We start from the raw sequence: 21,535 nt of genomic DNA on the forward strand, positions 1-21,535 counted from the left end.
GGTCGGATGGATCTGGTCGGGAGTCGGGACCTCGTCGGGCTGGTGCTCGCGGCGGGCGCGGGGCGCCGGGCGGGCGGCCCGAAGGCGCTGCGGCGCGACGCGGGGGGAGTGCCCTGGGTGGAGCGGGCCGTCGAGAGGCTCCGCGCGGTCGGCTGCGGGCGGGTGCTCGTCGTCCTGGGCGCGGAGGCCGGACGGGCGCGCCTCCTGGTGCCGCCGTCCGCGGACGTGGTCGTCGCGGCGGAGTGGGAGACCGGCCTGTCGGCGTCGCTCCGCGCGGGTCTCGCCGCCGCCGAGGGCGTCGCCGCGCTGGTCGCCCTGGTCGACCTGCCCGCGGAGCCGCCGAGCGTGGGGGCGCGGCTGCTCGCGGAGGCGCCGGTCGCGCCGGACGTGCTCGCCCGCGCGGTCTTCCGCGGTCGGCCCGGTCATCCGGTGCTGCTGGGACGAGACCACTGGCCGGAGCTCCTCGAGGGCGTGCACGGCGACTCCGGCGCGCGCGACCTGCTGCGCGCGAGGGGCGCGCTCGGAGTCGAGTGCGGCGACCTGTGGTCGGGAGCCGACCGCGACGGGCCGCACTGAGCCGCTCACACCAGGCCCGCATCGTCGAGAGCGGCGGCCAGCGCCCGCCAGGCCAGGGTCGCGCAGACCGAGCGGACGGGGTTGGCCGCCACCGCGAGCAGCGCCTGCTCCTCGCCGGCGAGAGCGCCCTCCCGGTGCGCCATCGCCGCGAGGAACGCGTCGGTCCGCTCCCGCACCGCCGACGCCGGCAGCCCGTCGAGACCGTCCACGAGCAGCGACGCGGATCCCCGGGAGACCTCGCACCCCCGTCCGCTCCAGGCGAGGCGCACCTGCTCCGCGCCGCCGTCGACGCGCAGCTCGATCCGGTCGCCGCAGGTGGGGGTGATCAGCTCGGCCCGGCCGAGGGACGGAGTCGGGTCGGCCTGCCCGACGGGATCCTTCGCGTGCGCGCGGATCAGCTCCGCGGCCTCGCTCACGGCCGGTCCTCCAGCTCCGCGAGCTCCGCGTAGGCCGTGCTGATCCCGGCGATCCGCTCGCGCGACTCCCTCGGGGACGCGCCGAGCACTCCGGAGGCCACGAGCGCGACCGCGCTCATCGCCGCCGCGTAGCTGTCCAGCGCCGTGCCGCTGTCGACCGGGCACTCCAGCCAGACCGCCGCGTGCTCCGCGTAGCGCCGAGCGGGCGGATCCGCGAGGAGCACCACGGGCACCTCGCGCGCGGCGAGCGTCCCGATCAGGGCGGCGAAGGAGGCGGGGCGGCGGCGGAAGCCGACCAGCACCACGACGTCGTCGGCTCCGAGGCCCTCGAGCTCCTCGCCGAGCGACTGGCCGGGCTGCGGGGCGATCCGGACGCGTCCGCGCGCCTGCGCGAGCTGCTGGCGCAGGTGCAGCGCCACCGGGTAGCTGTTGCGCAGTCCGATCACGACGACCTCGCGCGCTCCCGCGATCAGCCGCACCGCCTCCTCCAGCCGCCCGCCGCCGAACGCGGAGGCCAGCCGGGCCAGGTTCGCCCGCTCGCCCTCGAGGTGCGCGGCGAGCGGATCCCCCTGCCCCTGCGCGGGACCGACCGGGACACCGGAGGACCGGAGCGCCCGGGCGTGCTCGCGCACCTCCTGCGAATTCGAGAACCCCAGGCGGCGGAACAGCCGCGAGACCGTGGCCTTGGACACTCCGCTGTGCTGGGCGAGCTCGGTCGCCGTGTAGACGGCCAGGTCGCCGAGGTGGTCGAGGATGAAGTCGGCCGCCCGCTGCTCCTGCCGCGAGAGCGCGGCGTAGCCGGCATCGATGCGGTGGCCGATGCTCGTCGAGGGGGCGGGGGCGGGAGTCACGCGGTCGGCGTCCCGTCGGCGAGCGCCAGGACGGCCGCCTCGAACGCGTCGAGCGCCGTCGCGACGTCGGCCTCCGTCACGTTCTCGTCCGGGTGGTGGCTGACGCCGCCCTCGCAGCGGAGGAAGAGCATCGCGTACTCGGCGAGGTCGGCGACCGCCATCGCGTCGTGGCCGGCCTTGGAGAACAGCACCATCGGCTCCGCGTCCCCGGTCGCGCGGATGCCCGCGCGCACGACGTCCTGGAGCCGCGAGGAGGCGACGACCGCGGGGGCCGAGTGCGTCTCCTCCACGGTCAGCGCGAGACGGCGGCGCGACGCCGACTCCGACATCGCGTGCTCGACGGCGTCCCACGCCGCGTCGCGCTGGGCGTCGGTCTCGGCGCGGAGGTCGAGGCTGAACTCGACCCGGCCCGGGATGACGTTGACCGCGCCCGGGAAGGTCTCGAGCCGGCCGACGGTGGCGATCACGCCCTGCTCCCGCGCGATCCGCTCGACCGCGAGCACGGCCTCGGCCGCTCCGGTGAGCGCGTCGCGGCGGCGGTCGAGCGGGACTCCGCCCGCGTGCCCGGCCTTGCCGGTGAGGGTGAGCGCGAAGCGGCGGGCGCCCGCGATCGAGGAGACCACGGCGAGGGCGCGGTCCGCCTCCTCCAGGTAGGGGCCCTGCTCGATGTGCGCTTCGAGGTAGGCGAGCACGTCCTGCGCGTCGCGCGCGGCGGTGCGGATGCGCGAGGGGTCCAGCCCGAACTCGTGGAACGCCTCGACGAGCGTCGTCCCGTCGGCGTCCGCGAGCTCCCACCAGTGCTCGTCCCAGGTGCCTGCGAGGGCGCGGGAGCCGAGGAGCGCCGTGCCGAAGCGGGTGCCCTCCTCGTCGCCGAACGCGACGACCTCGACGGCGAACGGCAGGCGCCGGCCCGCCCCGTGCAGGCGCGAGACCACGGCGATCGCGAGCATCACGCCGAGGATCCCGTCGTAGCGGCCCGCGTCGGGGACGGTGTCGAGGTGCGAGCCGAGCAGGAGCGCCGGGAGTCCCGGAGTGGCGCCCTCGTAGCGGCCGCACTGGTTGCCGGCCGCGTCCTGCCAGGTGCGCATGCCGGCCTCGGTCATCCAGCGCGCGGCCATCGCGTTCACCCGGGCGTGCTCGGGCGAGAGGTAGACCCGCTCGATGCCGTCGCGGCTGGAGGAGACCGCGGCGAGCTCGTCGCAGCGGGCCATGATCGCGGCGGCGTCGAGGGCGGTCGCGAGAGGGGCCGCGGTCGTGGCGGCGGGGTCCGTGGCGGTGGGGTCCGTGGTGGTGCCGGTCATGCCCGTGCCGCCCCGTAGACCTCGTAGGCTCCAGCGACTCCGCCGCCCACCGGCACGGAGGCACCCGCGCGGCGCAGCACCGCCTCCAGCGCCGCCAGGGTGGTCAGCACCGCGTCCGTCCGGGCGTTGTAGCCCATCGTGCCGATGCGCCAGACCTTCCCGTGCAGCGGGCCGAAGGACGTTCCGATCTCGATGCCGAAGTCGGAGAGCATCTCCCCGCGCACCGCGTCCCCGTTCACGCCCTGCGGGATGTGCACCGCGACGACGTTCGTCATCTTGTGCCCGACGTCGCCGAACACCTCGAGGCCGAGGCCGCGGACGCCGGCGAGCATCGCCGAGCCGTGCAGCGCGTGGCGGGCGACCGTCTCGTCCAGGCCCTCCTCGACGACGATGCGGGCGCACTCGCGCGCGCCGTAGAGCATCGTGGTCGCCTCGGTGTGGTGGTTGAGGCGCCGCGGCCCCCAGTAGTCGAAGACCATGCCGAGGTCGAAGTAGTTGGAGCGGACGCGGCGGGCGCTGACGGCGTCGCCCTCGTCGCGGATCCCGGCCTCGATGCTCTTGCGCGACTCGATCACCGCGACGGCCTTCTCCGAGAAGGTGACCGGCGCCGATCCGGACGGGCCGCCCAGGCACTTCTGGAGCCCCGCGGTGACCGCGTCGAGCCCGAGCTCGTCGGTCGCGAAGGCGTTGCCCGCGAGGGAGGCGGTGACGTCGGTGTAGAAGAGGGCGCCGTGCTTCTCGCAGAGGGCGCCGAGCTCCTCCAGCGGCTGCGCCATGGTGGTCGACGTGTCGCCGTGGACCACGGCCAGCATCTTCGGCTTCACCCGGGCCAGGGCCTCCGCGATCGCCGAGACGGGGAAGACCTGCCCCCACTCGGCCTCGATCACGTGCACCTCCGCGCCGCAGCGCTCCGCGATCTCGCGGAGGAGGTGCCCGAACCGCCCGAAGACCGGCACGAGCACGCGGTCGCCCGGCTCCAGCATCGAGACCAGGGCCGCCTCGATGCCGGCACGGCTCGTGCCGTCGACGAGCATCGTCTTCTCGTTGCGGGTGCGGAACACCTGCCGGTACAGCTCCTGCGTCTCGGTCATCGTCGCCGTCATGAACGGGTCGTACTGCCCGACGAGCTGCGCCGACATCGCGCGCAGGACGCGCGGATCGGCGTTGATCGGGCCCGGGCCCATGAGCAGGCGCGGCGGCGGATCGACGGGGAGGAACGGTGCGGGCGCGGTCATGGGGCCACCTCTTCGCGTGCGGGAGAGAAACAGCTGTTTCACTCGGAGAGCCTATGGGACGGACGTTTCGCCGGTGTTTCACGGGGTGCGGCGGGTCGCGCCCGGGAGGTCCGCGGGACACTGGTCGGCATGAGGACAGCGCCGCACGGAACGGTCGCCGGCCGGTGACCGAGGACCAGATCGTCGCTCTCGTCTGGGCGCCGATCGCGATCGTCTTCGGAGCGGTGTTCATCGGCCGGCGCGAGTGGATCTCCGCGCGGGCCCGTGACCAGATGCGCCGGCGGGGGCAGAGGGTCGGGCCGAGGACGCAGTCGCCCGTCGTGATGGCCGCGGGAGGCGCCCTCCTCGTCGTCGTCGGCGTCGTCGTGATCCTGCTCACGCTGACGTCGGTCCTCCGCGGACCCTCCTGAGCCGTGTCGGGGTCTCGGGACCCCTCCGGCGGCGCAGCGCTCCTCCACAGGGGGGCGCCGCGTGGTCACCCGTCCACCCGATCCGCCTGCGTCCTTGCGGCCGCCGCTCAGGCCGAGCTTCAGCGATGCGCCTCCCCCGTTCTGACCGCGGGGCATGCTGCGTGCCTGCGGGCGGGATGCCCCTCACCCGCCCTCAGAGCGCGCCCTCAGAGCGTGCCGGCCAGCTCCAGCAGCGCGAGATCCGACCCCCGCGGTCCCACCAGGCAGAGACCCGCCGGTGCGCCGTCCACGCTCAGGCGCGGCACCGACAGCGCCGGATACCCGCCGATCCCGGCGACGCAGGTCAGGCCGAGCGTCGCCGTCCGCGCCGCGTCGATCGCCTCGGCCGACGCGTCGAGGGCCGGCGCGACCGACGACGCCGACGGCAGGAGCAGCACCCGCCGCTCGAGCGCGCGGTCGAGCGCTTCCCGGAACCCCGCGACCCGCGCCCGCGCGGCCGCCTCCGTCTGCTCGTCGACGAGCGACGCCGCGTCGAAGCGCGCCTGCACATCCGCCGCCAGCACTCCCGGATGCGCCGCGACCCACGAGCCGCTCGACCGCCACGCCTCGGCGGCCTGCACCAGCCGGAACGCCCCGAGCATCTCCGCCACGGGGGGCAGCACCACCTCGTCGGCACTCAGCCCCTCGACGGCCGCTCGGAACGCCGCCCGGACGGCCGCATCCACTCCGCCCAGCAGTGCAGGCGCCACCGCGAGACCCCGGACCGGCGGGCCGGACGGCAGGCAGACCTCGGCCACCCGCCGCAGCGTGCCGAGGTCCCGCGTCAGCCACCCGACGGTGTCGAAGCTCGGCGCCAGCGGCAGCAGCCCCTCGACAGGCACCGCACCGTGGGTCGTCCTCAGCCCCCACAGCCCCTGGTACGAGGCGGGCACCCGGATCGAGCCCGCCGTGTCGGTCGCGAGCCCGACCGCCGCCTGCCCGAAGGACACCGCGGTCGCCGGTCCACTCGACGAACCGCCCGGGATCGCCCCCGGTACCGCCGGATTCGGCGGCGTCCCGTAGCCGGAGTTCCGGCCCGCGATGCTGTACGCGAACTCGTCGGTCTGCGCGATCCCGCGCACCGACGCTCCCGCCGCGAGCAGCTGGGCGACGGCCGGAGCGGTCGCCGCCTCGATCGGCGCAGAGGCGAGCAGGGCCGGCACGCCGGCGCCGATCCGCTGGCCCTCGATCGCGAAGAGGTCCTTCACCGCCACGTCCAGTCCGTCGAGCGGCCCGGACCCGGCAGCCGGCACCAGCGGCGCGCCCACGGCCCGCCAGACGCGGGGGTCCAGCGGCGGAGTGGGCGCCTGCACCTGCGCGGCGCGCACCCGCCAGATCCCGTCCTCCGTTCGCGACCACAGCTGCGTCACGAGCCCGCGCCCCCCGCGCGCCGGGGCGTTCACGCTCACCACGAGCGCCGTGTCCCGATCGACCGCCCGCACGTGCAGCTCGATCACCTGTCGCACCGGCGCCCCGCCGCGACGGCCCCGGAAGCCGGTGATCGCCGCGTGACCGACGAGCAGTCCGGAGGCGTCGCCCCGGAGCGTCGTCGGCGCGTCGACGAACGCGTCGGCGAGCGCCCTGACGTCGTCCGCCCCGAGCGCCGCCTCGTACGCGAGGACCGCGTCCACCAGCCCGTCCGGCAGGTCGCCCTCGAGGGTCGTCACCCGCGGGTCAGTCATTGAAGTCGGCCGTCCGGACGCGGGCGTGCACGCCCTTCACCAGGTCGACCACCTGCGAGATGTCGAAGTCGGTCGCCGCGCTGAGGTAGGCGTAGGCGTGAGCCGGGTCCATTCCGTATCGGGCGGCCAGCAGCGCGATGGCGGCGCGGACGCATTTCTGGACGGCGACGTCCAGGTCCTCGTCCATCCCGGTGGGCACGAGGAACTCGCCGGTCTCCCCCATCGGCCCGAGCAGCTCCCCGAACGCCGCGAGCGCCTCGGCGCGCGGGACGACGTCCAGGCGCACCCGGACGCGCAGGCTCGCCTCCATCGCCGTCAGCGCCACCTCGCCGTCGCCCTGCGCGAAGTGGGGGTCGCCGACGTAGGCGAGGGCGCCCGGGACCTGCACGGGAAGGTAGAGGCTGGTTCCCGCCGTCAGCAGTGCGATGTCGATGTTGCCCCCGTGCGCACCGGGCGGCACCGAGTGCGGGCGCTCCTCCCCTGCGACGGCGACGCCCATGATGCCGAGGAACGGCCGGAGCGGGAACCGGGCGGCTCGCGTCCCTCCGGGCACCAGCGGGATCACGCCGCGGAGACCGCCCTGCGCGTCCTCGTCGACGCGTGCGAAGACGCTGAACGGCCCCTCCTGCAGCGGGTACTCGCCCGGCAGCGCCCCGCGGCCGTGCCGGTTCGAGACGACTCCGTACGGCACGCGCGGCTCGGCCTCGAGGAGGGTCATCCGGAGAAGGTCCCCCGGCAGCGCCCCCCGGACCGCGATCGGTCCCGTGACCACGTGCGGCCCGTCCGTCCCGCCGTCGCGGAAGGGCCCGTCGGCGGCGAGCGCGACCGCGTCGCGCAGCACCCCCTCCGGAGCGACCCCGTGGCGGCCGAAGAAGGCGACCGGATCGCGCCCCTGGTCCTCCAGCACTCCCTCGTGGCTGAGCGTGTCGATGACGACCTCGGCCCCCGAGTCGACCGTGAGCACGGGCGCGTCCGCCGCGCACGGCAGGCGGCCCCACAGCACCGACCCCGGCTCGGCCGGCAGGTAACTGACCCCCGACGGCACTCCCTCACCGGGCTGCACCGCCCACTCCGTCCACCGCATGCGCGTCCGCCTCCCGCGCGGCCCGTCCGCGCCGTCCGACCCTAACCGCGCCGTGTTTCGAGCATGTGCACGCGTGTGCCACGATTCTCCAGACCCGCCCCCGACGACAGGACCCCCGTGCTCCGACGCCTGCGCACCCGCACCGAGGGCGCCACCCTCGGCCTCATGCTCGCCCTCACCTTCTCGACCGGCATCATCGACGCCGTCGGGTACCTCGGGCTCGACCGCGTCTTCGCCGGCAACATGACCGGCAACGTGGTCATCCTCGGCATGGCCCTCTCCGGGGCGGCCGACCTGCCCGTGATCGGGCCCCTGATCGCGCTGGGCGCCTTCATGATCGGCGCCGTGATCGGCGGCCGGGTGCTGCGGCCGGTGAAGAAGGGCTGGACCTCCCGCTCGACGTGGCTCTTCGCGGTGGTCGGGATCCTGCTCGGCGCCCTGGCGATCGTGCTCGCGGTCGTGCCCGAGCACCCCGAGCCGCTCGCCTTCACCGTCACCGGCGTGCTGGGCGGGGCGATGGGCCTCCAGGCCGCGACGGCCCGCCATCTCGCCGTCAAGGACGTCACGACGGTCGTCGTCACCTCGACGATCACCGGCCTGGCCGCGGATTCGCGCCTGGCGGGAGGGTCCGGTCAGCCCTGGTTCCGCCGCGCCGCCGCGATCGTCCTGATCGCCGCGGGTGCCGGTGTCGGCGCGCTCGCCCTGCTGGTCGGGCTCTGGCTCGGCCTGGCGATCGCCGCCGTCATCACGCTCGTCGCGACGCTGCTCGGCGAGCTCGTCGTCCACTCCCGGTACGCTCCCGCGCCCGCCGACGCCGCGGCCTGACGCGACGCCTCCCGGTGCTTCAGCGCGGCAGCTGCTGGCAGTGCGGGCAGAGGTGCGAGGAGCGGTTCATGAACGGCACCCGCACGATCGCCTCGCCGCAGCGGGCGCACGGCTTCCCCGTCCGCCCGTAGGCGTGCAGGCTGTGCGAGAAGTAGCCGGAGGCGCCGTTCACGTTCACGTACTGCGCGTCGAAGCTGGTGCCGCCCTCGGCCAGCGCCCGCTCCAGCACGGAGCGGACCTCGGCGAAGAGGCGGCGGATGCGCGCCTCGCCGAGCGACGAGCTCGGCCGCTCCGGGTGCAGCTCCGCCGCCCACAGCGACTCGTCCGCGTAGATGTTCCCGATGCCGCTCACGAGCGTCTGGTCGAGCAGCGCCCGCTTGATCCCGCTGCTCCTCCTCGCCAGCGCCGCGACGACCGAGCCCAGGTCGAAGGAGGGGTCGAGCGGATCGCGGGCGATGTGCGCGACCTGCGAGGGCACGGCGCGCAGCCAGCCGCCTCCGCGGGCCTCCTCGCCCGCGTAGCCGCCCGGCGCTCCGTCCGGCGTCGGCACCAGCGCGTCGACCGCCATCGAGCCGAAGATCCGCTGGTCGACGAAGTGCAGGGCCAGCTCGCCGTGCTCGGGGTGCTCGATCCCGATCCGGATGCGCGCCAGCCGCGGCAGCGCCGCATCCGCCGTGCGCAGCAGCACCTGCCCGCTCATGCCGAGGTGCACCAGCAGCGCCTCGTCGCGGCCGGCCGGCAGCCAGAGGAACTTCCCGCGCCGCACCGCCGCTTCCAGCCGGCGCCCGACGAGCAGGCGCTCGAAGGTCCCGTGCGGATGCACGTGCCGCTTGAGCGAGCGCTCGTCGACGATCTCGACGCCGGTCACCAGGGAGCCGGTGACCGCCGGGGCGAGGCCCGCGCGCACCACCTCGACCTCGGGCAGCTCGGGCACGATCAGTCCGAGGCCGCAGGAGCGGCGGGTGCGCCGGGAGCCGCCAGACGGGTCCACGCGTCCAGCGCAGCGGCCATCTCGGCCGCCTTCTTGCTGGTGCCCTCGCCGCGGGCGGTGACGAGTCCGCCGACGATCACGGTGGCGACGAAGACCTTGTTGTGGTCGGGGCCGGTGGCGGCGATCTCGTAGCGCGGGGCCGGCGCACCGCGCTCGGCGGCCGTCTCCTGCAGGCTCGTCTTCGGGTCCATCGAGACGCCGAAGCGGAGCGGATCGGCCCGGAGGGGGGCGATCAGGCGCAGCACCACGTCACGGGCCGCGTCGGGCCCGGTGCCGAGGTAGACGGCGCCGATGATGGCCTCGACGGTGTCGGCGAGGATCGACGCCTTGTCCCGACCGCCGGTCAGCTCCTCGCCGCGTCCGAGGCGGAGGAACTCGCCCAGGCCGATGCCGCGGGCGATCTCGGCCAGCGCGACGGTCGAGACGAGGCTCGCCCGGCGCTTGGCCAGGTCGCCCTCGCTGAGGGCGGGGTACTCGGTGTAGAGCATGACGGTCACGGCCTGCCCCAGGATCGAGTCGCCGAGGAACTCGAGGCGCTCGTTGTGCGGGATGCCGCCGTGCTCGAAAGCGAACGACCGGTGCGTCAGGGCGAGCTCGAAGAGCTCACCGTCGAGGCTCACGCCGAGCGTGGCCTCCAGACGCGACCGGTCGTCGCTGGAGGGTCGTGCGGAGGTCTGGTTCACCATGGACCGCGGTCCGTTCGTCGAGAGGCGGTTCGCCCCGCGCCGTGCGGACCAGGAGCGGGATCAGACGTCGGCGACCTTGCGGCCCTTGTACTCGAGGAACAGCGCGGTGCCCGCGGAGTCCTCGACGACCTTGGCGCGGTGGGGAAGGCTGTAGACGACCTTGCCGTTCTCGATGGTCTTGACGAGGGTGGGGACCTCGGCCTTCCACTGCGAACGACGGGCGTGGGTGTTCGCGCGGGACTTCTTCCTCTTGGGAACAGCCATGATTCTCTCTTCTCTACCTCTAGTCGGATTCGGTGCGGGCGGTCGCGCCCTCACCGCTGTCTGCGGAAGCTCTGTCGGTGGAAGCTCCGGGCGCTGCGGCCCCGCCGTCCCCTTCGCCCAACCCTGCGAGCGCGGCCCACCGGGAGTCGCGCGGCGCCTCGGGTTCAGGCGTGGAGGAATCGGCCAGCCGCTCCCCCGTGACGGGGTCGAGGCCCGGACAGTCCGGCCGGCAGACCGGCTGGAACGGCAGCGACAGAACCACCGCATCCCTGACCAGAGGTTCAAGATCCACGTGGTCGTCGTGAACCTCATAGTCGAAAGCTTCGTCAGAAGAGTACGCGAAAAGTTCCTGGAACTCGACATCGACAGGCAGGGAGATGTCGGTCAGGCACCGGCTGCACTCGCCGTCGGCCCTCGCCGACACCTCGACACTGGCCAGGATCCCCTCGTGCACGGACTCGAGCCGGACGTCGAGATCGACGGCCGATCCCTTGCGGACCGCGACGATCCCCTCGCCGAACTGCTCCGGCGCCTCGAGCTCGAGGCGGTGCTCGCGCATCTCGCCCGGTCGCCTCACGAGGTCGCGCACGTTCACGGTGAACGGCGTCTTCTTGAAAGTAGTCACGAGGATCCAGCCTACTCCCCCCGGCCCGCCCCGGGGCGGGAGGGCCGGGAGAGGCAGGATCGCGGATCCGCCGGCTCAGGCTCCGCCGGCCTCCAGCGTCACATCGATGGGGGCGTAGTCCGCTCCGCTCGTGTCCACGCCCTCATCGGCGAGCTCGGAGAGCGCCTTCTCGACGTACTCGTTCGAGTAGGCCGTGGCGGGCGGGTCCGCACTGATGATCGTGGCGCCCGTCTCGTTCTCCGTCTCCTTCGCGATGTCGACGGTCTGCTGCCAGGCGGCCTCGTCGATCATCCCGACGCCGTCCGTCGAGGGCCAGATCAGCTTGTTGACCTCGTTGGTCATCCAGAGCTGGTGGCTGGTGCCGAGCGTCGAGCCGGCCGCGGTGACGATGTCGGCCGCCCCCTGCGGGTCGTCCTTCGCGTAGATCCAGCCCTTGATGGAGGCCTTGATGAACGCGACGGTCTGCTCCGCGTACGCGTCGTCGTCGGCGAGCCTGCCCGCATCGGCCCAGATCGCGTCCTGGAGCATCGCGGTCCCGACGTCGTTCCAGCTGATGACGTTCAGGTCGTCCGGCTGGTACAGCTCGCCCGTGGCGGGGTTCACGGTCTCGAGGACCTGGGCGTACTCGTTGTAGGTCATCGCCTGGGCCGCGTCGATGTCGCCCGCGAGGAACCCGTTCATGTCGAACTGCTGCTGCACCAGCGAGATGTCGTCGAGCGAGACGCCGTCCTTCTGCATGCCGGCGAACAGCTCCCACTCGTTGCCGTACCCCCAGCTGCCCACGCTCTTCCCGGCGAGGTCGGCGGGCGAGGTGATCCCCTTGTCCTTGAAGGAGATCTGCGTGGTGGCGCTGCGCTCGAAGATCTGCGCGACGTCCGTGATCTCGGCGCCCTGCTCGATCGAGCCGAGGACCTTGGGGACCCAGGAGATCGCGTAGTCGGCGTCGCCCGAGGCGAGCACGTCCTGGGGGACGATGTCGCCGCCGCCCTCGGCGATGGTCACATCGAGGCCCTCGTCCTCGTAGTAGCCCTGGTCGACGGCGGCGTAGTACCCGGCGAACTGCGCCTGGGCCACCCACTGCAGCTGCAGGGTGACCGGCGTGAGCCCGTCTGAGCCGGAGTCGGATCCCGAGCCGGAGCCGCCGGAGGCGCTGCAGCCGGTGAGCGCGAGGCCCACGGCCGCGAAGGCGGCGGTCGTCGTCAGGGTGATGCGGGTGCGTCTGGTCACGGGTCCTCCTGGTGCGGTCTGCGGGGGACGCCGGTGCGGCGCGCCCCGTGGTGCGGCGGTGCAGGTGGTGCTGTGGTGCAGGTGGCGCTGATCGTGCGGCGGTGCGAGTGGAGAGTCGGGTGGAGTCGGGGAAGCTCAGCGGATCCGGCTGCGCCGCAGCGCGAAGGCCTCGAGTGCGGCCGTCACGCAGTAGAAGGCGAGGCCGACGAGCACGGCGCCCAGGACGTAGGCGTAGGCGAGCGCGTAGTCGCTGCCCGAGGCCGCCGTGGTGATCGACTTGCCGAGCCCGCCGACGGGTCCGCCGAAGTACTCGGCGACCAGCGCCGAGATCACCGCCAGCGAGGAGGCGATGCGGAGCCCCGTGAAGACGTAGGGCACCGCGCCCGGCAGCGTGATCGTGCGGGCGGTCTGCCACGGCGTCGCCGCGTAGGCCTTCAGCAGGTCGCGGTGCACCGGAGCGGCCTGCCGCAGCCCGCGCAGCGTCGTCACGTAGACCGGCACGAACACGGCGAGCGCCGCGACGAGCTGCCGCGCGGTCTCGGCGTTCGCTCCGAACATCGTGTAGAGCACCGGAGCGAGGGCCACGATCGGCACGACGGCGGCGGCTGCCACGATCGGCGCGACGAGTCCGTCGAAGACCCTCGCGAGCGCCGAGAGCCCGGCGACCACGATCGCCAGCACCGCGCCGACCAGCAGGCCGACCAGCGCGTTGCGGCCGGTCACCGCGCTGCCCTCAGCGACGGAGCCGAGGTTGGCGGCGAACTCCCGTCCGATCGCGAGCGGCGACGGGAGCACGAACGGCTGGATCGCCAGAGCGGTGACCCCGGCCTGCCACAGCAGGACCGCGGCGATCCCGAGCACGAGCGGAGCGAGCACGCTGCGCGCCAGCGCCGTCGTGCTCACCGGTTCTCCACCCCGCGCGGCACGGCCGCGAGGTCGCCGTGCAGCAGCTCCCGCACGGCGCTCACGTCGCGGAAGAACGCCGTGTCCTCCCGGACCGCCGCGTCGCGCTCGGACGCTCCGGGGAGTCCGACCGGGAGGACGTCGCGGATCCTGCCGGGTCGCGGCGACATCACCACGACCCGGTCCGAGAGGAACACCGCCTCCGGGATCGAGTGGGTGACGAAGACGACGGCCGCGCCGGTCTCGCGCCGGATCCGCAGCAGCTCCGTCTGCATCCGCTCGCGGGTCATCTCGTCGAGCGCGCCGAACGGCTCGTCCATCAGCAGCAGCCGCGGGCTCTCGGCGAGCGCGCGGGCGATGGCGACGCGCTGCTGCATCCCGCCGGAGAGCTGGTCCGGGTAGGAGTCGGCGAAGTCGCCGAGCCCGACCAGCGCCAGCAGCTCGTCGACGCGCGAGCGCCGGACAGCGGCGGCGACGCCGTGGAGCTCGAGCGGCAGGGCGATGTTCGCCCGGATCGTCCGCCAGGGCAGGAGGCCCGCCTGCTGGAAGGCGATCCCGTAGTCCTGGTCGAGCCTCGCCTGCCGCGCCGTCTTGCCGAACACGGCGATCGAGCCGGAGTCCGGCTCGTCGAGGTCGGCGATCAGCCGCAGCAGCGTCGACTTCCCGCAGCCGGACGGGCCGATCAGCGAGACGAACTCCCCCGCGGCGACCTCGAGCGACACGTCCTGGAGCGCGGTCACGCTCGCAGCCCTGGCGGTGGTGAAGGTCCTCGTGACGGTGTCGACGACGACCGCGGATCCTGCAGTGCTCATGCGGGCTGCTCCCCTCGGCGGAACGGACGGAGGAGGGAGCCGAGCAGGGCGACGGCTCCGGCGGCCGCGAGGCCCACCAGCACCGCTCCGAGGATCGGCGCCCACGGCTTGGCGGGGTCGCCTCCAGCGGCGGAGGCGAACTCGATGATCATGCGGCCGATGCCGCCGCGCAGACCGATCGACACCTCGGCGACGATCGTGCCGACGACGGCGCTGACCGCTCCGAGCCGGAGGGCCGGCAGCAGGTAGGGCACGCTCGCCGGGAGCCTCAGGCGCACCAGCGTCTTCCACCAGCCCACGCCGTAGACGCGCATCAGCTCCACCTGGTGGGCGGTCGGCGAACCGAGACCGCGGAGCGCGCCGATCGAGACGGGGAAGAACGCGAGGTAGGAGGCGATCAGGGCCACCGACATCCAGTTCTCCCAGGTCACCGGTCCGAGCTCGAGCTGCGACCCCCAGCGCCGGACCAGCGGGGCGATCGCGATCAGGGGCACCGTCTGGCTCAGCACGATCCAGGGAAGCACCGCCGACTCCGCCGTGCGGAACCGCTGCATCAGGAGGGCGAGGAGCAGTCCGACGACGGTGCCGACGACCCAGCCGACCGCGGCGATCCCCAGAGAGAAGGCGCTCGCCCCCAGGACGGCCGACCAGAGCGCCGGAGCGTTGCGCGCTCCGGTGACCGGCTCGCCGAGCCGGGCCGCGATCTCCCAGAGGTGGGGCATCGCGATCGCGCTCGTGCGCGGGAGCACCGTGACGCCTCCGACGACCACCCCCGCCTCGGGCCCGAGCACTTTCCAGCCCTCCCACACCAGCGCGAGCAGGAGCAGCCCGCCGGCGCCGAGCACGAGCCCGCGCGCGAGGGCCGGTCTCATGCGCGGGCCACGATGTGCTCGCGCAGCTCGGGGATGACCCGCTCGCCGTACACGCGCAGCGTCTCCTCCTTGTTGTCGTGCTGGAGGTAGCCCGCGAACTGCGTCACGCCGATGTCGGCGAGCGCCCGGAGCTTCTCGATGTGCTCGTCCGCCGTGCCCAGCACGCAGAAGCGCTCCACGATCTCGTCCGGCACGAAGGCGGTGTGGCTGTTGCCCGCACGGCCGTGCTCGTTGTAGTCGTAGCCCTCGCGGCCGGCGATGTAGTCCGTCAGCGCCTGCGGCACCGCTCCCGAGGCGCCGTAGCGGCCCACGATGTCGGCCACGTGGTTGCCGACCATCCCGCCGAACCAGCGGCACTGGTCGCGCATGTGCTCCCGGTCGGTGCCGATGTACATCGGCGCCGCGACGCAGAACTGCAGCGACTCCGGATCCCGGCCGGCGTTCGCCGCCGCCTCCTTGACGGCCCCGATCATCCAGCGCGCGATGTCCACGTCGGCCAGCTGCAGGATGAAGCCGTCGCCGACCTCGCCCGCGAGCTTCAGGGCGAGCGGGCCGTAGGCGGCGACCCACATCTCCAGGGACGAGCCCCGGCTCCACGGGAACTGCAGCGTCTGGCCGTTGTACTCGACCGGCCGGCTGTTGGCGAGCTCGCGGATGACGTGGATCGACTCCCGCAGCGTCTTGAGCGTCGTCGGAGCTCCTCCGGTCACCCTCACCGCCGAGTCGCCGCGTCCGATCCCGCACACCGTGCGGTTCCCGTACATCTCGTTGAGCGTCGCGTGCAGCGAGGCGATGACCGTCCAGTCGCGCGTGGCGGGGTTGGTGACCATCGGGCCGACCGTGATCCGGTGCGTCCTCTCGAGGATCTGCGAGTAGATCACGTAGGGCTCCTGCCAGAGCAGGTGCGAGTCGAAGGTCCACGCGTAGTCGAAGCCGTGCGTCTCCGCGAGGACGGCGAGCGCGACGGTGCGCGAGGCGGGCGGGTTGGTCTGGAGGACGACTCCGAAGTCCATGGGGTTCCTTCTGCTCGATCAGGTGCTGGCTCGGATCGGGTGCCGGCTCAGATCAGGTACTGGCTCAGACCGCGCGGGATGTACGCCCCGTCGCCCTTCGTGCCGACGTAGGAGCCGTCGTCGACGACGACCCTGCCGCGGGAGATCACCGTGTCGACGTGGCCGTCGATCTCGAAGCCCTCCCAGGCCGAGTAGTCCATGTTCATGTGGTGGCTGCGGCCCTCGCCGATCCCGATCGAGGTGTGCCCGTTCGGGTCGTAGACGACGACGTCGCCGTCGGCTCCGGGCTGGATGACGCCCTTCCTGCCGTACATCCCGAACATCCGCGCCGGAGTGGTCGAGGTGAGCTCCACCCAGCGCGGCAGGGAGATCTGCCCGGACACGACGCCCTGGTACATCAGGTCCATCCGGTGCTCCACCGAGCCGATCCCGTTGGGGATCTTCGAGAAGTCGCCGACGCCCATGTCCTTCTGGCCCTTCATGCAGAAGGGGCAGTGGTCGGTGGAGACCATCTGGATGTCGTTGGTGCGCAGCGACTGCCACATGTGGTGCTGGTGCCCCTCCGCCTTCGAGCGCAACGGGGTGGAGCACACCCACTTCGCGCCCTCGAAGCCGCCCCACTGCTCACTGGACGCGCCGAGCTGGTCCTCCAGCGAGAGGTACAGGTACTGCGGGCAGGTCTCGCCGAACACGTTCATGCCCCGGTCGCGGGCCTGCGCGATCTGCTCGACCGCCTGCTTCGCCGACACGTGCACGACGTAGAGCGGCGCGCCGGTCAGGTCGGCGATCATGATCGCCCGGTGCGTCGCCTCCTCCTCCGCCTGCCAGGGCCGCGAGGTCCCGTGGAAGTACGGCGCGGTGTTCCCGGCGGCGAGGGTCTGCTTCACCAGCTCGTCGATGAGGGCGCCGTTCTCGGCGTGCATCATCATCATCGCGCCGTTCTCGGCGCCCTTCTGGAACGCCCGCAGGATCTGCCCGTCGTCCGAGAGGAACACGCCCTTGTAGGCCATGAACAGCTTGAAGCTGGTCACCCCCTCGCGCATCAGCTCGTCCATCGCGACGAGCGAGGAGTCCTGCACGTCCGAGAGGATCTGGTGGAAGCCGTAGTCGATCGCGCAGTTGCCGGCCGCCTTCTCCTGCCACGCCTGGAACCGGTCGACGACGCTCTCGCCCGGGTACTGCACCACGAAGTCCACGATCGACGTCGTGCCTCCCCAGGCCGCCGCCCGCGTCCCGGTCTCGAAGGTGTCGGAGGCGGAGGTGCCGCCGAAGGGCATCTCCATGTGCGTGTGCGCGTCGATCCCGCCCGGGATGACGTACTTGCCGCTCGCGTCGATCACGCGGTCCACGTGGGCCGCCAGGTCGAAGCCCAGCAGCGTGGAGCCGGGGGCGAGGACCGCGGCGATGGTCTCGCCGTCGATCAGGACGTCTGCTGCTCCGGTGCCGGTCGCGTTGACGACCGTCCCGCCGGTGATGAGGGTCTTCATCGGTCTTCCCCGTCTCGAACTGCGGTCACGGCTTCGGGATGCTGGTGTAGGACTCCGGCCGGCGGTCCCGGTAGAACTGCCAGTCGTCGCGCATCTCCTGCACCATGTCCATCTCGAGGTCGCGGATCAGGATCTCCTCGGCCTCGCCCGAGCCCCGCTCGCCGACGAACTCCCCCCGCGGATCGATGATCTGGCTGGTGCCGTAGAAGTCGACCGCGAGCTCGCCGTACTCGTTGTCCTCCCGGCCGACCCGGTTGGGCTGCAGCACGAAGTAGCCGTTCGCCACCGCGGCCGCCGGGCCCTCGACCTCCCAGAGGCGGTTCGACAGTCCGGGCTTGGTCGCGTTGGGGTTGAAGACGAGGTGGGCGCCGTTCAGGCCCAGCTCCCGCCAGCCCTCCGGGAAGTGGCGGTCGTAGCAGATGTGGACGCCGACCTTGCCGACCGCGGTGTCGAAGACCGGGAAGCCGAGGTTCCCCGGCCGGAAGTAGAACTTCTCCCAGAAGCGGTCCAGGTGCGGGATGTGGTGCTTGCGGTACTTGCCGAGGATCGTCCCGTCGGCGTCGACCACGACCGCGGTGTTGTAGTAGACGCCGGTCTGCTCCTCCTCGTAGATCGGGAGGATCATCACCACGCCGAGCTCCTTCGCGAGGGCCGCGAACCGCTGCACGATCGGCCCGTCGGCGGGCTCGGCGTAGCGGTAGTACTTCTTGTCCTGCGTGATGCCGAAGTACGGGCCGTAGAACAGCTCCTGGAAGCAGACGATCTGCGCGCCGTCGGCCGCGGCGTCCCGGGCCATCTGCTCGTGCTTGTCGAGCATCGACTCCTTGTCGCCGGTCCAGGTCGTCTGGGTGATCGCTGCGCGGACGATGGTCATCGGTACCTCCATGCTCGGGCGTCCCTGTCCGGCTCCGGTCGTGCTCCGCCGGGCGGTGAGGAGCGGGGGACGTGGACCCACTGTGGTCCCCGCCGGGCCCGAAGGCAATGACGGACCGTCCCGGCTCCGCGGACAGGGCTTCATCGTCGGGGTTCGACGTTTCCCCGGTGTTTCCGGCGCGGATCCGCAGCATTAAGGCTCGCCGGGGGAGGAATCCGTCGGTGCCGCTAGCGTGGGCGGATGCGCATCACGATCCTGGCCGGAGGCGTCGGCGGCGCCCGCTTCACCTCGGCGGTCCGCGAGCACCTCCGCGACCTCGAGGCCGCCGGGGGCGAGGCGAGCGAGATCACCGTCGTCGTCAACACCGGAGACGACATGTGGCTCACCGGCCTCAAGGTCTGCCCCGACCTCGACTCGATCACCTACGCGCTCGGCGGAGTGAACGACACCGAGCGCGGCTGGGGCCGGGCCGGCGAGAGCGAGCGGGTCTCGGCCGAGCTCACCGCCTTCGGCGTCGGCTGGCCGTGGTTCACCCTGGGCGATCTCGACCTCGGCACCCACATCGCCCGCAGCTCGATGCTGCGCGACGGCCTCACCCTCTCGGAGGCGACCGCCCGGATCACCGCCCGCTGGCCGCTGGGGGTCCGCCTGCTGCCGATGTCGGACCAGGACGTCGAGACCCACGTCGAGGTCGAGCTTCCCGGGGAGGGCGTGCGGCTCCTCCACTTCGAGGAGTGGTGGGTGCGGCTGCGCGCGTCCGCGCCCGCCCGCCGCTTCGTCCAGCAGGGGGTGGAGAGCGCCCGTCCCGCCCCGGGCGTGCTGGAGGCGATCGCCGACACCGACGCGGTGCTCGTCGCCCCCTCCAATCCCGTCGTCTCGATCGGCACCATCCTCGGCGTCCCCGGGATCGCGGACGCCCTCCGCCAGACCTCCGCACCCGTCGTGGGCGTCTCCCCCGTCATCGGCGGCGCGGTCGTGCGCGGCATGGCCGACGCCTGCCTCGCCGCGATCGGCGTCGAGACCTCCGCCGAGGCCGTCGGCCGGCACTACGGAGCTCGGAGCGAGGGCGGCCTCCTCGACGCCTGGCTCGTCGGCGAGGAGGACGCGGACGCGGTCCCGGCGCTCGAGTCGGCGGGGCTCCGCGCCCGCTCCGTGCCGCTCTGGCTGACCGGCCGGGAGGCCTCCGCGCGGCTCGCCGCCGACGCTCTCGCCGCCGCGAGGGGCTGAGCGGAGCCTCCTCCGCAGGACCGCCTATCGCGGATCGCAGCGCGGATCCGGTCACGCCTCCCACGGGGCGCCCCGTTCCCTTGTACGGTCGGATGCGGACGAACTCCCCGATTCACTCCCGCATCGGATCCGGAACCCCTCGGTCGCGCCCCCGACCGCGTCCTCACCGCGTCTCCGAGCCCTCCGGAACCGCGTGCCGTCCCGTCAGGAGGACACCATGGAGCCCAGCTCGAGGATCAGCACCGAGCGGATCGAGCCCGACATCGTGGTGATCCGCCCCGTCGGCCGGCTCGACCTGTCCACGGCGTGGGAGCTCGAAGCGGTCCTCCAGCGCGCGCTCGAGGCGGGAGAGGTCCGCGTGGTCGTCGACCTGGCGTCGGTCGAGTTCCTCGACTCATCGGGGCTCGGCGTCCTCGTCGCCGGCCTCAAGGAGGCGCGGAAGGCGGGCGGCGAGCTGCGCGTGGCCGCCGCCGGCGAGCAGCCCGCCATGGTGCTCGGCCTGTCCAACCTCGACCGCCTTCTCGGGAGCGCAGAGACCGTCGAGGAGGCCTACCGTGCCTGAGCGCTCCTTCGTCGTGCGCACGCCGCCCGAGGACGGCGTCACCGCCGTCCACGAGGCGCTCGAGGAGCTGTGGCTCGAAGAGCCGGGCGTCGCGCCGGTCGACCGGATGTCGTTCGAGACCGCGCTGGTCGAGCTGACCTCGAACATCGTCCAGCACGCCCGGTCGTACCGGCACATCATCTGCCTGGTCGAGATCCGCGTCGACGCGGCCGAGCTGCGGGCCTCGCTCAACGACTCCGCCGAGGAGGCGCCCGCCGAGGTCGCCGACCCCCGCGACATGCCGGACGAGTGGGACGAGGCCGGCCGCGGCATCCCGTTCATCCACGCCCTCGTCACCGAGTTCTCCTACCGCAGGGTCGATGGGCAGAACCTCTGGGCGCTCGCCCGGACCCGCACGTGAGCGGGCCGCCCGAGCGCGCCCGCCTCGCTGCGGTCGCCGAGCTCGGGGTCGGCCTGAGCACCCCCCAGGAGCGCTTCGACAGGATCACCCGCGTCGCTCGCCGGCTCCTGCGCGTCCCCCTCGCCGAGATCAACATCCTCGAGGAGACGACGCAGTTCACGAAGTCGCCCCAGCGCTCGGCGCGGGCGAGCAGGATGCTGCGCGCCGACTCGATGTGCGACGTCACGGTCCAGCAGGGCGACATCCTCGTCGTCGAGGACGCCACCGCCGATCCGCGGTTCGCCGACCGCGGCGTGGTCACCGGATCCCCCCACGTGCGCTTCTACGCGGGCCGCCCGCTCGTCGTCGGGGACGGCCTCCGCGTCGGCACGATCTGTATCATCGACAGCGAGGTGCGCGGCTTCTCGGAGGAGGAGCGCGAGATCCTCGAGGACCTCGGCCGGTGGGCGGAGCGGGAGCTGGGCGAGATCGCCTTCTCCGGACGCGCGAGCGAGACGCAGGAGCGGCTCTGGCCCGAGCGCCTCGACCTCGGCGAGTGGAGCCTCGACTCGCTGACCACGCCGCTGCACGACGTCGCCGGCGACTACACGGCGTGGCGCCGCAGCGGGGACGACCTCTCCCTCGAGCTGGTCGATGTGATGGGCAAGGGAGTGTCGGCGGCGATCATCGCCTCCGCGATCCGCTCCGCGTTCCAGGCTCGGCCGGAGCTCTCCCCCGCGGCGGCCGTCGAGGCCGTGAACCGCCAGCTCCTGCCCGATCTGACCGCGACCGGGATGTTCGCCACCGCGCTGATCGCCCGGGTCGACCTCGCGAGCGGCGCCGTCGCGTTCGTGGACAGCGGCCACGGCCTCACCCTCCTCCTCCGCGCCGACGGCACCACGGAGCGGCTCGCCTCCACCGGCGTCCCGCTCGGCATCGCCGCCGACGTCTCCTGGGAGGAGGAGCAGCGCGTGCTCGCCCCCGGCGACGCGCTCTTCTCCTGCAGCGACGGCCTTCTCGACGTCTTCGGCGGGCGGCTCGACGCGCTCGACCGCCTCGCCGAGCTGGTGCGGAGCAACGACGACCCCGCTCTCTTCGAACGTCTGCACGCTCTCGCAGACGACGCGCACGACGATGTGACAGCGTTGGTGCTGCGGCGCACCGCAGCGCCCGACCCCTCCTGATCCTGATCGA

General features: G+C 73.1%; 24 protein-coding genes. 7 read left to right on the plus strand and 17 right to left on the minus strand.

The genetic code is table 11. The features are described from left to right. The first annotated feature begins 6 nt into the window (after window positions 1-6). Window positions 7-576: an NTP transferase domain-containing protein gene (locus tag C5D08_RS09075; protein WP_104276769.1), complete on the plus strand. Its 570-nt coding sequence runs from the start codon at window positions 7-9 to the stop codon at window positions 574-576. Window positions 577-581: 5 nt separating this feature from the next. On the opposite strand, the gene C5D08_RS09080 is transcribed toward C5D08_RS09075, so the two are convergent. The 4 genes from C5D08_RS09080 to C5D08_RS09095 are packed head-to-tail and all read right to left on the minus strand — an operon-like array spanning window position 582 to window position 4,379. Next, window positions 582-992, minus strand: a complete 411-nt coding sequence (locus C5D08_RS09080) for an iron-sulfur cluster assembly scaffold protein (protein WP_104276770.1) — start codon at window positions 990-992, stop codon at window positions 582-584. Then, a complete protein-coding gene (locus C5D08_RS09085; RefSeq protein ID WP_219815166.1) occupies window positions 989-1,843 on the minus strand; it encodes a MurR/RpiR family transcriptional regulator in 855 nt (284 codons plus the stop codon). The genes C5D08_RS09080 and C5D08_RS09085 overlap by 4 nt, the downstream gene beginning before the upstream one ends. Then, window positions 1,840-3,144, minus strand: coding sequence for an allantoate amidohydrolase (locus C5D08_RS09090; RefSeq protein WP_104276771.1), 1,305 nt, complete (start codon window positions 3,142-3,144; stop codon window positions 1,840-1,842). Before C5D08_RS09090 ends, C5D08_RS09085 begins: the two co-directional genes overlap by 4 nt. Then, complete coding sequence (locus tag C5D08_RS09095; protein ID WP_258067372.1) at window positions 3,141-4,379, minus strand: alanine--glyoxylate aminotransferase family protein; 1,239 nt, start codon at window positions 4,377-4,379, stop codon at window positions 3,141-3,143. The genes C5D08_RS09090 and C5D08_RS09095 overlap by 4 nt, the downstream gene beginning before the upstream one ends. Before the next feature lie 164 nt (window positions 4,380-4,543). Between C5D08_RS09095 and C5D08_RS09100 the strand changes: the two genes are divergently transcribed. After that, window positions 4,544-4,789, plus strand: coding sequence for a hypothetical protein (locus C5D08_RS09100; RefSeq protein WP_104276772.1), 246 nt, complete (start codon window positions 4,544-4,546; stop codon window positions 4,787-4,789). A gap of 206 nt (window positions 4,790-4,995) precedes the next feature. Here C5D08_RS09100 and C5D08_RS09105 read toward each other — a convergent pair whose 3' ends face one another. After that, on the minus strand, window positions 4,996-6,510 hold the full coding sequence (locus C5D08_RS09105) for an AtzH-like domain-containing protein (protein WP_104276773.1): 1,515 nt from the start codon (window positions 6,508-6,510) through the stop codon (window positions 4,996-4,998). Next, window positions 6,503-7,594, minus strand: coding sequence for an acetamidase/formamidase family protein (locus C5D08_RS09110; RefSeq protein WP_104276774.1), 1,092 nt, complete (start codon window positions 7,592-7,594; stop codon window positions 6,503-6,505). Before C5D08_RS09110 ends, C5D08_RS09105 begins: the two co-directional genes overlap by 8 nt. 117 nt (window positions 7,595-7,711) lie before the next feature. Between C5D08_RS09110 and C5D08_RS09115 the strand changes: the two genes are divergently transcribed. Further along, window positions 7,712-8,419, plus strand: coding sequence for a YoaK family protein (locus C5D08_RS09115; RefSeq protein ID WP_308471630.1), 708 nt, complete (start codon window positions 7,712-7,714; stop codon window positions 8,417-8,419). Window positions 8,420-8,438: 19 nt separating this feature from the next. Here the strand turns inward: C5D08_RS09115 and mutM are convergent, their stop codons facing one another. The 11 genes from mutM to C5D08_RS09170 all read right to left on the minus strand — a co-directional run bounded on the left by mutM (window position 8,439) and on the right by C5D08_RS09170 (window position 18,173). Then, window positions 8,439-9,353 carry a bifunctional DNA-formamidopyrimidine glycosylase/DNA-(apurinic or apyrimidinic site) lyase gene (gene mutM, locus C5D08_RS09120; RefSeq protein ID WP_104276831.1) on the minus strand — a complete coding sequence of 305 codons (915 nt, stop codon included), beginning with the start codon at window positions 9,351-9,353 and terminating at the stop codon, window positions 8,439-8,441. Window positions 9,354-9,355: 2 nt separating this feature from the next. Further along, window positions 9,356-10,096 (minus strand): ribonuclease III, encoded by a 741-nt coding sequence (gene rnc / locus C5D08_RS09125; protein ID WP_104276776.1) that lies wholly within the window; start codon window positions 10,094-10,096, stop codon window positions 9,356-9,358. A 60-nt stretch (window positions 10,097-10,156) separates the two neighbouring features. Then, on the minus strand, window positions 10,157-10,360 hold the full coding sequence (gene rpmF, locus C5D08_RS09130; protein ID WP_104223482.1) for a 50S ribosomal protein L32: 204 nt from the start codon (window positions 10,358-10,360) through the stop codon (window positions 10,157-10,159). 19 nt (window positions 10,361-10,379) lie between these two features. Further along, a complete protein-coding gene (locus tag C5D08_RS09135; protein ID WP_104276832.1) occupies window positions 10,380-10,919 on the minus strand; it encodes a DUF177 domain-containing protein in 540 nt (179 codons plus the stop codon). 141 nt (window positions 10,920-11,060) lie between these two features. Further along, complete coding sequence (locus C5D08_RS09140; protein WP_258065105.1) at window positions 11,061-12,212, minus strand: ABC transporter substrate-binding protein; 1,152 nt, start codon at window positions 12,210-12,212, stop codon at window positions 11,061-11,063. Between the two features lie 135 nt (window positions 12,213-12,347). Then, a complete protein-coding gene (locus C5D08_RS09145) occupies window positions 12,348-13,115 on the minus strand; it encodes an ABC transporter permease (RefSeq protein ID WP_104276777.1) in 768 nt (255 codons plus the stop codon). After that, a complete protein-coding gene (locus C5D08_RS09150; protein ID WP_104276778.1) occupies window positions 13,112-13,927 on the minus strand; it encodes an ABC transporter ATP-binding protein in 816 nt (271 codons plus the stop codon). The genes C5D08_RS09145 and C5D08_RS09150 overlap by 4 nt, the downstream gene beginning before the upstream one ends. Then, window positions 13,924-14,799, minus strand: coding sequence for an ABC transporter permease (locus tag C5D08_RS09155; RefSeq protein ID WP_104276779.1), 876 nt, complete (start codon window positions 14,797-14,799; stop codon window positions 13,924-13,926). Before C5D08_RS09155 ends, C5D08_RS09150 begins: the two co-directional genes overlap by 4 nt. Next, the gene (locus tag C5D08_RS09160) at window positions 14,796-15,812 is read right to left on the minus strand and encodes a TIGR03842 family LLM class F420-dependent oxidoreductase (protein ID WP_104238194.1); all 1,017 of its coding nucleotides are present in this window, start codon (window positions 15,810-15,812) and stop codon (window positions 14,796-14,798) included. The genes C5D08_RS09155 and C5D08_RS09160 overlap by 4 nt, the downstream gene beginning before the upstream one ends. 47 nt (window positions 15,813-15,859) lie before the next feature. Then, window positions 15,860-17,299 carry a dihydropyrimidinase gene (gene hydA, locus C5D08_RS09165; protein WP_104276780.1) on the minus strand — a complete coding sequence of 480 codons (1,440 nt, stop codon included), beginning with the start codon at window positions 17,297-17,299 and terminating at the stop codon, window positions 15,860-15,862. A 25-nt stretch (window positions 17,300-17,324) separates the two neighbouring features. Further along, window positions 17,325-18,173 (minus strand): nitrilase-related carbon-nitrogen hydrolase, encoded by an 849-nt coding sequence (locus tag C5D08_RS09170; protein ID WP_104276781.1) that lies wholly within the window; start codon window positions 18,171-18,173, stop codon window positions 17,325-17,327. A gap of 240 nt (window positions 18,174-18,413) precedes the next feature. Here C5D08_RS09170 and cofD point away from each other — a divergent pair, with 240 nt between their 5' ends. The 4 genes from cofD (at window position 18,414) to C5D08_RS09190 (ending at window position 21,525) form a co-directional block, all read left to right on the plus strand. Continuing rightward, entirely contained in the window at window positions 18,414-19,400 is a 987-nt protein-coding gene (gene cofD, locus C5D08_RS09175; RefSeq protein WP_104276782.1) for a 2-phospho-L-lactate transferase, read from the plus strand. Window positions 19,401-19,617: 217 nt separating this feature from the next. Then, entirely contained in the window at window positions 19,618-19,962 is a 345-nt protein-coding gene (locus tag C5D08_RS09180) for an STAS domain-containing protein (protein ID WP_104276783.1), read from the plus strand. Next, window positions 19,955-20,362: an ATP-binding protein gene (locus C5D08_RS09185; protein WP_104276784.1), complete on the plus strand. Its 408-nt coding sequence runs from the start codon at window positions 19,955-19,957 to the stop codon at window positions 20,360-20,362. Before C5D08_RS09180 ends, C5D08_RS09185 begins: the two co-directional genes overlap by 8 nt. Continuing rightward, the gene (locus tag C5D08_RS09190) at window positions 20,359-21,525 is read left to right on the plus strand and encodes a PP2C family protein-serine/threonine phosphatase (RefSeq protein WP_181110090.1); all 1,167 of its coding nucleotides are present in this window, start codon (window positions 20,359-20,361) and stop codon (window positions 21,523-21,525) included. Before C5D08_RS09185 ends, C5D08_RS09190 begins: the two co-directional genes overlap by 4 nt. The last annotated feature ends 10 nt before the right edge of the window (window positions 21,526-21,535 follow it).

The sequence above is a fragment of the Rathayibacter sp. AY1B6 genome (genome assembly GCF_002932755.1).
Taxonomy (GTDB): Bacteria; Actinomycetota; Actinomycetes; order Actinomycetales; family Microbacteriaceae; genus Rathayibacter.

What these genes read in the sequence shown, in the direction of transcription:
- C5D08_RS09075 (WP_104276769.1), top strand. Translation starts at nt 7, where the DNA reads ATGGATCTGGTCGGGAGTCGGGACCTCGTCGGGCTGGTGCTCGCGGCG.
- C5D08_RS09105 (WP_104276773.1), bottom strand. Translation starts at nt 6,510, where the DNA reads ATGACTGACCCGCGGGTGACGACCCTCGAGGGCGACCTGCCGGACGGG.
- C5D08_RS09110 (WP_104276774.1), bottom strand. Translation starts at nt 7,594, where the DNA reads ATGCGGTGGACGGAGTGGGCGGTGCAGCCCGGTGAGGGAGTGCCGTCG.
- C5D08_RS09090 (WP_104276771.1), bottom strand. Translation starts at nt 3,144, where the DNA reads ATGACCGGCACCACCACGGACCCCACCGCCACGGACCCCGCCGCCACG.
- rnc (WP_104276776.1), bottom strand. Translation starts at nt 10,096, where the DNA reads ATGGTGAACCAGACCTCCGCACGACCCTCCAGCGACGACCGGTCGCGT.
- C5D08_RS09180 (WP_104276783.1), top strand. Translation starts at nt 19,618, where the DNA reads ATGGAGCCCAGCTCGAGGATCAGCACCGAGCGGATCGAGCCCGACATC.
- hydA (WP_104276780.1), bottom strand. Translation starts at nt 17,299, where the DNA reads ATGAAGACCCTCATCACCGGCGGGACGGTCGTCAACGCGACCGGCACC.
- rpmF (WP_104223482.1), bottom strand. Translation starts at nt 10,360, where the DNA reads ATGGCTGTTCCCAAGAGGAAGAAGTCCCGCGCGAACACCCACGCCCGT.
- C5D08_RS09160 (WP_104238194.1), bottom strand. Translation starts at nt 15,812, where the DNA reads ATGGACTTCGGAGTCGTCCTCCAGACCAACCCGCCCGCCTCGCGCACC.
- C5D08_RS09135 (WP_104276832.1), bottom strand. Translation starts at nt 10,919, where the DNA reads ATGCGCGAGCACCGCCTCGAGCTCGAGGCGCCGGAGCAGTTCGGCGAG.
- C5D08_RS09155 (WP_104276779.1), bottom strand. Translation starts at nt 14,799, where the DNA reads ATGAGACCGGCCCTCGCGCGCGGGCTCGTGCTCGGCGCCGGCGGGCTG.
- C5D08_RS09150 (WP_104276778.1), bottom strand. Translation starts at nt 13,927, where the DNA reads ATGAGCACTGCAGGATCCGCGGTCGTCGTCGACACCGTCACGAGGACC.
- C5D08_RS09095 (WP_258067372.1), bottom strand. Translation starts at nt 4,379, where the DNA reads ATGACCGCGCCCGCACCGTTCCTCCCCGTCGATCCGCCGCCGCGCCTG.
- cofD (WP_104276782.1), top strand. Translation starts at nt 18,414, where the DNA reads ATGCGCATCACGATCCTGGCCGGAGGCGTCGGCGGCGCCCGCTTCACC.
- C5D08_RS09170 (WP_104276781.1), bottom strand. Translation starts at nt 18,173, where the DNA reads ATGACCATCGTCCGCGCAGCGATCACCCAGACGACCTGGACCGGCGAC.